Origin of the sequence: Hyunsoonleella flava (assembly GCF_004310325.1) — a bacterium.
Classification (GTDB): Bacteria; Bacteroidota; Bacteroidia; order Flavobacteriales; family Flavobacteriaceae; genus Jejuia; species Jejuia flava.
The window spans coordinates 15,793-29,302 of record NZ_SIRT01000001.1 but is presented as its reverse complement, the minus strand read 5'-3'; the positions used below and the strand labels follow the sequence as shown (position 1 = coordinate 29,302).

Sequence of the window (13,510 nt, the reverse complement as noted above, 5' to 3'; positions counted from 1 at the left end):
TTACCGAAATTTAAATGTGTAAAAAAAGTCTATAATGCGCATTCGGTAACTATTCCCAACGCAAACAATTCAAAAGTTATATGGTGATAAGAACGTTTAATACTATACCTTTGCCATATATTACAAGATTTCATGACGTTTCAAGACCTCAACTTAAACACGCCATTATACAACGCTTTAGATGATTTAGGTTTTACCACGCCTACGCCTATTCAGGCCGAGGCTTTTAGTGTTGTAGCCTCGGGTAGAGATGTTGTGGGCATTGCGCAAACAGGAACAGGTAAAACTTTTGCTTATATGTTGCCTATTCTTCGGAATTTAAAATTTTCGAAGCAGGATAATCCGCGAGTTTTGGTTTTAGTGCCCACACGGGAATTGGTGGTACAGGTGGTTGAAGAAATTGAAAAGCTATCAAAATATATCAATAATCGTGTATTAGGCGTTTATGGTGGCACTAATATCAATACTCAAAAACAGGCAGTAGCTCAAGGTTTAGATATTATTGTGGCAACTCCCGGGCGTTTGTATGATTTGGCCGTGAGTCGCGCATTACAATTAAAATCCATTCAAAAATTAGTGATAGATGAAGTAGATGTGATGCTGGATTTAGGATTTAGACACCAACTTATAAATATTTTTGATATTCTTCCTGAACGCAGACAGAACATCATGTTTTCGGCTACTATGACACAAGATGTTGATCATCTTATTACTGATTTCTTTAGAAACCCAGAGCGCATTTCCATTGCTGTTTCTGGAACACCCCTAGATAATATTTCTCAGCATCGGTATAGTGTCCCTAATTTTTACACAAAAGTGAATCTATTAGTGCATCTGTTACAAGACGAAGAACGCTTTAATAAAGTATTGGTTTTTGTAGCTTATAAACGAATGGCAGACCGATTATTTGAAAAGTTGGATGAGCACTTTAAAGAAGAACTCTGCGTCATTCATTCCAATAAAACCCAGAATTACCGATTACGAAGTATTGAACAGTTTAGAGAAGGTTACAATCGTATTTTGATTGCCACAGATGTGATGGCACGTGGATTGGATATTGATAATGTAAGTCATGTCATTAATTTTGACACGCCACAATATCCTGAAAATTACATGCATCGTATTGGTAGAACGGGACGAGCAGAACGCAAAGGGGAAGCTCTCGTGTTTTCAACCGAAAAAGAACAAGACGCTATTGAAAATATTGAACGTTTAATGTCCATGGAAATTCCTGTTTTGGAACTACCAGATGTTGTTGAAGTTTCTACAGAATTAATACCTGAAGAGCGTCCGCAAATTAAGGAACGTAACAATCCTGCAAAACGAAGAGATGATGATATTCCCGGACCTGCTTTCCATGAAAAGAAAGCTAAAAATCAGAAGGAAAATTTAGGTGGTTCTTATCGCAGAGAAATTGCTAAAAAGTATAAGAAACCTAAAACGCGGGGAGATAAAAATTATAACAAGAGGAATAAGAGGAATAAGAGGAAGTAGTTATTGGTTGTGGATTCCTGCCTACACAGGAATGACAGTTTTGAAATTATTTCCCTAAAGAATCATACAAATACCTAAAATGACTATCATCTCGTCCACCCCTAATAATTAATGATGGTGGTAACTCACCTAAACTACCCGTTTTAGCATACATTTCTTTGATAAGTGTTCTGGCTAGCCCCTTATTTGTTTCATATAAATTATTAGTTTCGCCTGGATCGTTTTTTATATTAAACAATAAGGTATCGTGCTTCGCAACGGCTTTTTTTCCTCTGCTTCCTTTATACCCTTTATAAGGCAATTTAACTTTCCAATCGCCTCGCCTGTAAGCTTCTAATTTAGCATTATCAAAAAACAAATAATCATCAGATTTTCGTTTGCCCGTGTTAAATAAAACCTTGGAAATGTCTTCGCCATCTATTGCTGTCTCCTGTGGTATTTCCGCGCCAGTGATTTTTGCAAATGTGGGAAACCAATCCATCTGACTAGCCATTTCTGTAGCCACAGTATTTGGTTTTATCTTGCCTTTCCACATGGCTACCGTTGGTACGCGCATACCACCTTCAAAAGTATATTGCTTACCTTCTCTTAAATGTCCTGCGGAACCACCATGGTCCCTCATTGCCAACCAAGGTCCATTATCACTTGAAAACACAATTAAGGTATTATCAAGCAATCCAGAGGTTTCAAGTTTGTTGACAATCTGTCCAACACTCCAATCAATTTCTTCAATCACATCCCCATATAACCCTCGTTTTGACTTGCCCTCAAATTCTGGCGAGGCATAAATAGGTACATGCGGCATATTATGAGCAACATATAGAAAAAAAGGTTGTTCTTTGTTGTTCTCAATAAAACCTAAGGCTTCCTTAGTATAAGTTTGCGTTGTATAACGTTGATCAACTTTATAGCTTTCCACTTCATTGTCTCGCATATACACCACGCTGGTCATGTCATTACTGTACGGAATACCAAAATAACTATCAAAACCTTGTTGTAATGGTAAATATTTTTCCCGATGTCCCAAATGCCATTTACCTACTATACCCGTTTTGTAGCCTTTGGTTTTTAAAAGTTCTGCAATAGTGATTTCAGAGGGAGACATTCCTGTGTAACTGTCAGGAAAAAACACACCATTGATGCCCATGCGTTGTGGCATTCTGCCCGTCATTAATCCTGCTCTAGAAGGACTACAAATTGGTGATGCTGAATAAAAATCGGTAAATTTTATACCTGCTTTAGCAATACCATCAATATTTGGTGTGGCAATATCTTCAGCTCCAAAGCAACCTAAATCGCCATAACCCAAATCGTCTGTGAATATAAAAACGATGTTAGGGGTATTTTTTGCGGTTTTAATCTTTTTATCAGAAACACAACTAAATAAAACTGCCGTTAAAGTAATAACTCCAAAAAACTTATTCATTTTCATCTTTAGTATTAATTTGTAGTTATTTAAGCTTCGATATTACCTTTTGAATCATTTGGGATATCCCATAACATAATACCCTAGCTTTTTACCATTCTCCTTTTTTGCATCACTAATTTCCCAATCATAATAATGAGATTCTAATTCTTCAATTAAAGTTTCAATATCTTCAAAAGTATAAGTACGCATTAAGGATGCTTGTCCGTCCCAAGCATAAGCTATTGGAATGATCGGAATAATATAGGTAAAAATAATTTGGGATAATGATAATTGCTTAACAAATAGTGTCATCAATAGAGACATAACAATTAGAATACTTAATGAAATAGGAAGCAGCAGTATCCATACTAAAAACGGGATATTGTTTTTCGCTATTTCGAAAATTAAAATTGGGACTTTGTTTTCTGAGGCTGATTGTAAAATATTTTTTGCCACTATAGGATTCATATGATGAAAACTGGCAATCATGGTTTTTAGGCCTTTTGGTGCTTTGGCTAAATTTGTGGCGTTTACGGGTGTTTCATGGTAACGGATGGATGTATTGGAATTTGAGTTAATGGTTTTTACCAATTTTGAATTTGGATGCAAGTCGGTTAAAATTAATCGTAATTTATCATTTGGTGTGATGGTGTTGACATGTTTAACCACATCGGGCATAGGGCCTCCAGAGCCTGATCCCAAATCTACAACAGTATCAAAATGAGCTTTCTGTCGTAAATCGATAATGAGTTTTGATAACACTTCGGTTGTTCCCATCATTTTATGCAACACCAAAATAAGGTTGGTCATCCCTGTTCTAATAGTTGACGGAAACCAATTAAAATCCTCAAACTCAAATAATTCTTTACGTTTCATTACTAATTGAAAATACCACTTTTCTTCTCAATAAGCTTTGGAGCCCAAACTTTAATATCATCAAACTTACCGGTATCATCAAATGAGCCAAACCCTAAATATCCAGATGTAAAATGTGTGTCTGTGGCTTTCATTATGGGTTTACTCATATCATCAAAATAAATTTCAATAAGTCCTTCTTCAACCTTTCTAACAACTCTTACGGTATGCCAGTCATCTTTTGTGCCCCAATTAGTGCCTTCGGTCCTTTCTGAAGCTATACTTTTACGTGGTTTATCATTCACAATGAAAATAGAATTGGCGTATTGATCCGCTTTTGTTGCGATATGGGTATAATAAAAGTTGGAAGCGTTATTAATCCCAAACATCAGGCATAAATCCCGATGTCCGTACTCTCTCCCATTTTGATTCAGCCTGATTTCAAAAATAAAATCTCCAACTAATACTGCTTTAATTAGCGCAATGTTGAATGGGGATCTTACTTCTGGCTTATAATTGCTTTGCTCAAAAAGTTCCATGCACTTACCGCTATCTCCTTGTGATATTCTCCACACATTACCATCTGTCATTTCAAAATCATTAATCGCTTCTGCAGATTCAAAATCTTGAGAATAGACTAATTTATAGCCATCAGGAACAACAGCTTGAGCACAAAGCCTAATACTAGCAGCAATGCATAGAATAAAGATAAAAGCGGTTTTCATATAGCTAATATTTAATGCTCTCTAAATTATCACTTTAGATTTTAATAATAAAAAAATCCCTTTCCAAATTAATGAAAAGGGATTGTAACATGTAGAGAGCACTTCGGCATACAGAAAAGTAACCAACCAAATTTTAACCCTAACTTAAAGTTAATCCTGTATACTTACTTGACTCTCTACAATATCTTTAATAGGCACTATGATTTTACCTGTTTTTGTTTTCAAGGTTATGGAAATACTATTGATGGCCTCTACCTCACCTCTAATATCATTAAACTCAATTATCTGTCCTACTTCGTATAGTTTTCTAGCATAAAATGTATTGAGTACTTTCTCTATGGCATTGCGAGCTCCTAATCCAAAAGCCAATGCAAAAGCTAAAAGAAATGCGCCAAGTATCATCGTGATATTACCCGTGATAATCTCTGTGTTCACTCCAGCTTGGTTTAATGCTGTGATTGAAACAAATACCAAAATGATAAAAAATACAACCTGACTAATAATTTTGGCACCAGACAAATCCATAGACTCAAAGAACGACTTTAGTCCCTTTTTTATGAGGTTTGCCAATAATAATCCAACAGTAAAGATGATTAGAGCTGTGAACAGTTGAGGCAAATATCCTAATAGTTCACTTATTTTTTGAGAAATCATGGTAAGATTCATAATATCCAATGCCATAATGATTAGCATGATATACATGACCCATTTCACAAAATTTGATACAATTTTAATGGTATCAAACTTTAACTTTTTTCCTTCTACTATTTCAATATCGTTTAAAGCATCATCCAGTCTATTAGCTTTAGCCAGCTTTAATGCCTTTTTTATAATCTTGACTACTATTTTAGTTAAAAGCCAACCAAAAAGTAATACTAAAATTGTTCCGATGATATTAGGAAATATTGCCGATATTTCAGACCATATTGCAGTTAACGATTCCATGGCCATATTTTTCCATTCTGCTGCTTTTTCCATGATTAATAAAATATTTATGTTAGGGTTATTTGGTTTATTTCTTTTCTCGTTTACTAATTACCGTTTCAATAACATGCCCCATGTTATATGAAAACAACGCAGCTAAATCCATAATAAGCTTCGCCATGGCGATATCGCTCATCACCTTTGACTTCAACTCTGGCGGAACTTCCTTAAGCGGCGTATTTATTTGTTTAAACGGATTTTCCATTGGTTATTAGTTATCTGAATAAACTTGTATAAGTTTATCCTTTGCTCTTTTAATTCTCATTTTTACTGCACTCTCCCCTATTCCTAAAACCGACTCTATTTCTTTTATGGTTAAAAAGTCTTGATATTTTAGTAATAGTATCATTTTCTCATCGGGCGATATCAACTCCATTGATTTCTTTAACTTATCTACCCGCATATTGAGAAACTCTTTATCTTCTATCTCATGATCGGATACGTTTTCAATATCCTTGTAATCGACAGATTGCTTTTCAATTTTTTTTGCTGTGTTTCTAGTTACATAATTTACACAATGGTTATATGTAAACGCATATAACCATGTTGAAAATTTAGATTTCCCTTTAAAGCTAGCTAATTTTACAAAAAGCTTCAAAAACACATCTTGTGTTAAATCTTTTGCTTCATCTTCGTCCCTAGCAAAACCATAGCATTTGTTGTATACTAAAGTTGCATACCGATCATAAAGCACCTCAAAAAGCAATGTATCATTATTCTGTACAATTGCCTTTACCAGATCCTCGTCTGATTTGCTGTTAATGTCTTCTAGGGTTTTCAAATGTAGCTTCTCGCTAAATTACAATAGTTGATGTATTTAAGACACATGTTTGTTTAGTAAGTCACATGTATGACAAAAGAAAGTAAAAAAAATGTAATATTGTAAAAAAAGCCTTCCAAATCGATACGCATTTGGTACGCATACAATCGTTTAAGATTTACCAAGCTTTTTAGCTAAAATTTATGGAAAGTTGAATGATTTTTAGTTAAATCCAATTATAACCTGCTATTGAAACACATAAGTGGCTTTATTCACTTGTGTTAACCTAAAATAACCAAATGCATAGTTTTCAGGATTTGAAGGGTTTACAACATTACCTTTTAAAGTTGCAGGCACAGTACCGAAAGGGTTATCAGCATTTTCGTATTGATCTATTAAAAGATCTATATAATTAAAATATTGCTTTGATATCCCATAAAACTCAATGTGCGCGATATCACCGGGCTCAAATTCTTCCTGACCAATATCCTCGTCTTCTTCCTTCTCAAAAAATACTTTCATTCTGTTACCATCGGTAAACTCATCTGGAATTGCCAACAATTCGGGTAGCAAATCACCTTCTTCTTCAAATCTAAATAAATAGAAATTTTCCTCATTAGGCGGGTCGTTAAAATAGATATCCACTTCTAAGGCGTCATCATTAAAACCTCCTACTCTTGCTTGACTTAATTCATCAATATCTACTACGGGAGTCATGGATTCCTCCGCGATGTAAGTTTCGCCTTGATAATTTATTTCTAGAGTATATTCTTGATTTAAAACAGGAACAAAACTTGAAGTACTATAAATACCATCACCTTGATGCACGAACACAAATTCTTCGTTTGAGGCGTTGTTAGTGATTTTCACTGAGGCGTCAGTAACACTGGTATTGCTAAGGTTATCAAAATATGGCGTAGATGTGCTTAGTTTTATGGATTGCTCGTTACCTTGGGCACTTTTTTCCCAATCAATAGAAGCTTCAACTACCAGTCTAGGTGCTGCCTCTGGAACATCAACGTCTACCACATCCGTACACGAGGTTGTACTAATAAAAATGATAACTAATATTTTAAATATTGACCGTTTCATGATTTAAAATTTAAAATTATAGGATACTGAAGGCACAATACCAAAAATTGCCGTCCTAGTAGCCTCATTAGCACCTGTTTCCCTATTTTGACCAAAGGAAATTGAGGCTGCATTTCTACGGTTATAGATATTATAAATACCAAATACCCATTCTCCTTTCCAGCGTTTTTCAGGTTTTCTATTTGGAACATAGGTCGCAGAAATATCTAAGCGATGATAATCTGTTAATCTACTCGCATTTCTATCTGAAAAATTAGCAATATTTAGGTCTTCATAAGTGTATTGACCATCTGGATACGTCACTGGACGTCCAGTTTGAAAAATCAAATTAGCACCAAAATTCCATTTTTCATTGAGTTTGTAGGCTCCAGTTAAGGACACATCATGCGTTCTATCATGAGGCGCATAATACCAGTTCCCATTATTGATACCCGGACCTCCAGCAGCACCTCCTGGAGTTCTCTGTTCTGCCTTGGAAATGGTGTAAGCCAACCATCCTGTAAAGTCACCCTTGGTTTTTCTCACTAAAAACTCTAGACCATAAGCTCTTAATTCTCCATTTAAGATTTCTGTCTCTATCGTATTTTGGCCAATTAAATCTGAGCCATCTACATAATCAATTCTATTATCCACGGTTTTATAGTAGGCTTCCACCTCTAAAGAGTATTCCTTATCCTTAAAGTTTCTAAAATACCCAATGGCATATTGGTCCGACAACTGGGGTTTAATAAATTCTCCACTTGGTGTCCATACATCTAATGGCGTTACCGATAAAGTATTAGACAATAAATGAATGTACTGCGCCGTATGGCTGTAACCAGCTTTTATAGATGAATCATCATTTAGTTGATAGGCTAAAGCTAAACGCGGCTCTAGATTACCGTAGGTTTTGATAGTTTCGTTTTTTGCATATATCGTTTCGCCAATGGCGTTACCTTCTTGGTAAACTCCCAAAGTTTCATTGTACACTATGGGCAGGCCATTTTCATATTCTGTTATGGGCTGACCGCCACGTCGTATAAAATAGCTGTAGCGCATACCAATATTAGCGGTTAGTTTATCTGAGACCTTATATTCCGCACTGGCATATATACCGTTTTCAAAAGCCCGCTTTTGATCTAAAAGCAATGGATTAATGGACGATGTTTCTGAAGTTGGATTAATCTCACCAGGGTTAAAGTCATAATAAATAGCATTCAAACCAAAATCTAATTGCAGCTTATTACTTTGGTAATACGTTACATCATATTTTATATTATAATTTGTGATTTCCGAAATCCAATCAAAATCAAAAGATTTGAAATCCAAAATATAGTCGTAATCACTATAAACGAAGGATAAATTTGAAAACACACGATCACTAAAGATATGATTCCATCTTAGATTTCCAGAGGCATTACCATAACCACTATTAAAATTAGCTCCAAAATTAAACTCGTCCCTCCCGAAATATCCTGACAAATATAATTTGTTGTTCTTATCAATATTGTAATTGGTTTTTAAGTTCAGATCGTAAAAATAGGCGCTATTCTCTTCACCAGATGCTTGTAAAAATAAATGTGCATAAGACCCACGTCCAGCAACTAAAAACGAACCTTTTTCATTAAACATGGGGCCTTCAGCTGAAAGTCTACTCGAGATTAAACCGATACCACCGTTAACTTCGAATTTTTTGCTGTTCCCGTCTTTTTGACGTACATCCAATACTGATGATACACGCCCACCAAAACGCGCTGGGATTCCTCCCTTGTAAAGCTTTACATCTTTAATCGCATCAGCATTAAATACAGAAAAGAAACCGAATAAATGGGATGTATTATAAATCATTGCTTCATCCAGTAGTACCAAGTTTTGATCCGCAGCTCCTCCACGCACATTAAAACCTGCAGAACCTTCAGCACCACTTGTTACTCCAGGTAGTAATTGAATAGATTTTAAAACATCTACCTCTCCAAGAACTACTGGCATTTGTTTAATGGTCTCTAATTTTAGCTTTGACACACTCATTTGGGGACTTTTGATATTAAGGCGCTCCGATGATTCAGAAACCACCAAAACCTCTTCAAGTTGGGTAGATTCCTCCGAAATTTCGAAATCCTTCTTTAAGTTTCCGTCGAGGGTGATTTTTGTTTTTAATGACGCAAAACCAACATAGGATATTACTAGTTTGTAGTCCCCTTCTTCTGCAGTTATGGAGTAGAAACCATACTCATTAGTAATCGCCCCTATCGTGGTGCCCTCAAAAAAAACAGAGGCTCCAAACACGGTTTCTCCATTTGAAGCGTCTGTAACGGTACCGCTGATGGTGTACTTACCTTGAGCTGAAACTAATGTGGAAAGCATTAGGAACAGGGATAGACATAATAGTTTTGGGTTGATCATACAAGCAATTTATGAAGGACAAAATTAAGCAATTTGATTTATTTTGTTTAAATAAAATGTTAAATTGTTAAACATAAAAAGCGAACTTTATTAAGTTCGCTTTTCCTTTATCAAAATTATACGTGTTTAAATATGTAACGCTCTATCTTCAGTAGCTGCCAATGCTGCTTCTTTGATAGCTTCTGTAAACGTAGGGTGTGCATGAGACATTCTCGATACATCCTCAGCCGATGCGCGATATTCCATAGCCACTACAGCCTCGGCAATCATATCTGCTGCTCTTGCTCCAATCATGTGCACGCCTAAAATCTCATCTGTAGTTTTATCTGCTAGAATCTTCACAAACCCGTCTAAATCCATACTAGCTCTGCTCCTACCCAGAGCTCGCATTGGGAAAGACCCCACTTTATAATCGATTCCAGCTTCTTTTAGTTGCTCTTCGGTTTTTCCTACCGCTGCCACTTCTGGCCACGTATAAACCACGCCAGGGATTAAGTTATAATCAATATGCGGTTTTTGTCCCGCTATAGTTTCGGCAACAAATACACCTTCCTCTTCAGCTTTATGCGCCAACATTGCACCTTTCACAACATCTCCAATAGCATAAATATTGGATGCTGATGTTTGCAAATGCTCGTTTACTTCCACTCTGCCTCTATCATCCAAATTTACGCCTGCTGCTTCAGCATTTAAGCCATCGGTATATGGGCGACGCCCAACAGATACCAAACAGTAGTCACCTTTAAATTCAACTTCTTCTCCTTTTTTATTATCGGCTTTAACAATGATATCATCTCCTTTGCGCTCCACAGATTTTACTTTATGGGATACTTGCACCTTGAATTTAGCCTTCTTGAATACTTTATTTAGTTCTTTAGAAAGACCCGCATCCATTGTTGGGATAATTCTGTCCACGTACTCAATTACCGTAACTTCAGCACCAAGACGTCGATACACTTGTCCCAGTTCTAGACCTATAACACCTCCACCAATTATGATAAGGTGTTTTGGTATTTCTTTTAGTTTTAACGCTTCGGTTGACGTGATAATACGCTCTTTATCAATATCGATAAACGGTAAAGTTGATGGTTTACTTCCAGTAGCTATTATGGTTTTTTTAGCTTCAATTTCGGTAGATTCTTCTCCATCAATTTTAATATGGGTAGCATCCTTAAAACTTCCTAAACCATGATATACATCAATCTCGTTTTTCTTCATCAAGAAATCAATACCTCCAGTAGTTTGATCTACAACAGCTTGTTTTCTTGCAATCATTTTTTCTAAATTCACTTTTACGTCTCCAGGGATTTCAATGCCATGTTCCTCAAAATGTTTTACAGCATCATCGTAATGGTGTGATGAATCTAAAAGCGCTTTACTCGGTATACAGCCCACATTTAAACAGGTACCACCAAGGGTACTATATTTTTCTATTATTGCTGTTTTCATGCCTAATTGTGCGCAACGTATTGCGGCAACATATCCTCCAGGACCAGAACCGATAACGGCTACATCGTATGATTTCATAGTGTAATTTTGAATTTAAAAAAATGAAAGTCAAAAATACGAATGTTTTATTGGAAGACCATAAAAAAATACACCATAAAATTGGATGGAAATAGCTTTGGCAAACTTGCCCACGTTAGGGATTGAATACTTCGTCTGCGCTCAGTACAGGTGTTTGAAATCCCGACGCAGGAGGGATTGAGTAGTGAAAGCCTGCTGGCCGACAGGCAGGCCCGAACCCACTAACCCTGAGATTCTCCAAGGGTGGGGTAACACCATAATGATTAAAAACCAGTGTTGCTTTATCATCAATCGTTAGTCTAAAATCGTAAATCTAAAATATAAGTGTATCTTTGCCGCTTAAATTCCTCAGCGTGAGGATGTGTTGCTAGAAGTTTAGGTTACGTATGTCGATGCGCTTCTTATGCAACACCGCATAACAAAATCGCATACATAACACACATGAGCACATTCCAAGATTTAGGTCTTAACAAGGACCTATTACAAGCTATTACTGATTTAGGTTTTGAAAAACCTAGTGAAGTCCAAGAAAAAGCAGTTCCCATTTTATTAAATTCTGAAACCGATTTGGTGGCGTTGGCGCAAACCGGTACAGGTAAAACTGCGGCGTTTGGCTTCCCTATGCTTCAGAAAATTGACGTGGATAGCCGCACGACCCAAGGTTTAATTCTATCGCCGACTAGAGAACTCTGTTTACAGATTACCAACGAAATGAAATTATATGGTAAATACTGTAAAGGATTGAACGTGGTTGCCGTTTACGGTGGCGCAAGCATTACAGAACAGGCCCGAGAGATAAAACGAGGCGCACAAATTATTGTGGCTACCCCTGGCCGTATGAAAGACATGATAAGCAGACGCTTGGTGGATATTACCAAAATTGAATATGCGGTTTTAGATGAGGCCGATGAAATGCTGAACATGGGCTTTAAAGAGGATATTACTTCTATTTTGTCCCACACACCAGATGATAAAAGTACCTGGTTATTTTCGGCCACTATGCCTCGTGAAGTTGCTGCAATTGCTAAAAACTTCATGTACAATCCGCAGGAAATTACTGTGGGTCGCAAAAACGAAAGTACGAGCCAAGTCTCGCATGAATATTATTTGGTAAATGCCAGAGACCGTTACCAAGCGTTGAAACGTTTAGCAGATGCAAATCCCGATATTTTTTCGGTTATTTTCTGTAGAACCAAGCGTGATACTCAAAAAGTTGCTGAGCGTTTAATTGAAGATGGGTATAGTGCAGGTGCATTGCATGGCGATTTGAGCCAGAACCAACGCGACTTGGTGATGAAATCGTTTAGAAACAAGCAAATACAAATGTTAGTGGCTACAGATGTTGCTGCTCGTGGTATAGATGTGGATGATATTACACATGTGATTAATTACCAATTGCCTGACGAGATTGAAACCTATACACACCGTTCTGGGCGCACAGGTCGTGCAGGAAAAACTGGAGTTTCAATGGTAATTGTTTCTAAGAGTGAGGTACGCAAGATTAAAAGTATTGAGCGTATCATCAAGAAACAGTTTGAAAAGAAAGATATCCCAAATGGCATGGAAATTTGTGAAGTGCAATTGATGTCGCTTGCAAAAAAAGTACACCATACGGATGTAAATCATGATATTGACGCCTATTTAGGAGATATTAATGCTCTGTTTGAAGACACCAGTAAAGATGAATTGATTAAAAAATTCTTCTCTGTGGAGTTTTCTCGTTTTTACAATTATTATCAGAAAGCGTTGGATTTAAATATTTCAACTTCTAATGACGACCATAAAGATTCTGGGAATTCTGTTCGCTACTTCATTAATGTAGGAAAGAAAGATGGTTTTGACTGGATGAGCTTAAAGGACTTTTTAAAAGAAGTTTTAGAACTTGGGCAGGACGATGTGTTTAAGGTTGAAGCTAAGGACACATTCTCATTCTTTAATACTGAAAAAGGATTACAAGAGAAAGTACTTGGCTTTTTTAACGACTTTAAATACAATGGGCGTTTTGTAAATGTTGAAATCTCTGAAAATCGTGGACGTGGAAGAAAACGTGACAGAAATCGAGGAAAGCGTCGTGATGATAGAAAAGGCAGTTTTAATTCTGGTAAAAAAGGAGGACGCAGAAGTGAAGGCGCATCAAAATCAAGACGTTCTAAGTCTGGAGATATTGCGAGTTCAAGACCAAGACGTTCTAGACGATAACTTGAATTAGCAATTCACTTGTTGCGATTCAATTTACTGGTTTTCAGTCGCTAAATATTATTCTAATAAAACAACATAAACTTC

At 36.5% G+C, this 13,510-nt stretch carries 11 protein-coding genes; 2 read left to right on the top strand and 9 right to left on the bottom strand.

The window, feature by feature from the left end:
- The first annotated feature begins 132 nt into the window (after positions 1 to 132).
- Positions 133 to 1,494 (top strand): DEAD/DEAH box helicase, encoded by a 1,362-nt coding sequence (locus EYD45_RS00140; RefSeq protein ID WP_130962322.1) that lies wholly within the window; start codon positions 133 to 135, stop codon positions 1,492 to 1,494.
- A 46-nt stretch (positions 1,495 to 1,540) separates the two neighbouring features.
- Here EYD45_RS00140 and EYD45_RS00135 read toward each other — a convergent pair whose 3' ends face one another.
- From EYD45_RS00135 to lpdA, 9 genes are all read right to left on the bottom strand, one after another.
- Positions 1,541 to 2,920, bottom strand: coding sequence for a sulfatase family protein (locus EYD45_RS00135; protein WP_130962321.1), 1,380 nt, complete (start codon positions 2,918 to 2,920; stop codon positions 1,541 to 1,543).
- Positions 2,921 to 2,974: 54 nt separating this feature from the next.
- Positions 2,975 to 3,778 (bottom strand): hypothetical protein, encoded by an 804-nt coding sequence (locus tag EYD45_RS00130; RefSeq protein WP_130962320.1) that lies wholly within the window; start codon positions 3,776 to 3,778, stop codon positions 2,975 to 2,977.
- A 2-nt stretch (positions 3,779 to 3,780) separates the two neighbouring features.
- Entirely contained in the window at positions 3,781 to 4,482 is a 702-nt protein-coding gene (locus EYD45_RS00125; protein ID WP_130962319.1) for a hypothetical protein, read from the bottom strand.
- A gap of 150 nt (positions 4,483 to 4,632) precedes the next feature.
- Positions 4,633 to 5,460 (bottom strand): mechanosensitive ion channel family protein, encoded by an 828-nt coding sequence (locus EYD45_RS00120; protein WP_130962318.1) that lies wholly within the window; start codon positions 5,458 to 5,460, stop codon positions 4,633 to 4,635.
- 34 nt (positions 5,461 to 5,494) lie between these two features.
- A complete protein-coding gene (locus tag EYD45_RS16645; protein ID WP_165453852.1) occupies positions 5,495 to 5,671 on the bottom strand; it encodes a hypothetical protein in 177 nt (58 codons plus the stop codon).
- A gap of 6 nt (positions 5,672 to 5,677) precedes the next feature.
- Entirely contained in the window at positions 5,678 to 6,247 is a 570-nt protein-coding gene (locus tag EYD45_RS00115; protein ID WP_130962317.1) for an RNA polymerase sigma factor, read from the bottom strand.
- A gap of 225 nt (positions 6,248 to 6,472) precedes the next feature.
- Positions 6,473 to 7,318 (bottom strand): DUF4249 domain-containing protein, encoded by an 846-nt coding sequence (locus EYD45_RS00110; protein ID WP_130962316.1) that lies wholly within the window; start codon positions 7,316 to 7,318, stop codon positions 6,473 to 6,475.
- 3 nt (positions 7,319 to 7,321) lie between these two features.
- Positions 7,322 to 9,661 (bottom strand): TonB-dependent receptor, encoded by a 2,340-nt coding sequence (locus EYD45_RS00105; protein ID WP_130962315.1) that lies wholly within the window; start codon positions 9,659 to 9,661, stop codon positions 7,322 to 7,324.
- Between the two features lie 165 nt (positions 9,662 to 9,826).
- On the bottom strand, positions 9,827 to 11,227 hold the full coding sequence (gene lpdA, locus EYD45_RS00100) for a dihydrolipoyl dehydrogenase (RefSeq protein ID WP_130962314.1): 1,401 nt from the start codon (positions 11,225 to 11,227) through the stop codon (positions 9,827 to 9,829).
- A 441-nt stretch (positions 11,228 to 11,668) separates the two neighbouring features.
- Between lpdA and EYD45_RS00095 the strand changes: the two genes are divergently transcribed.
- A complete protein-coding gene (locus EYD45_RS00095) occupies positions 11,669 to 13,426 on the top strand; it encodes a DEAD/DEAH box helicase (protein ID WP_130962313.1) in 1,758 nt (585 codons plus the stop codon).
- Positions 13,427 to 13,510: the final 84 nt, after the last annotated feature.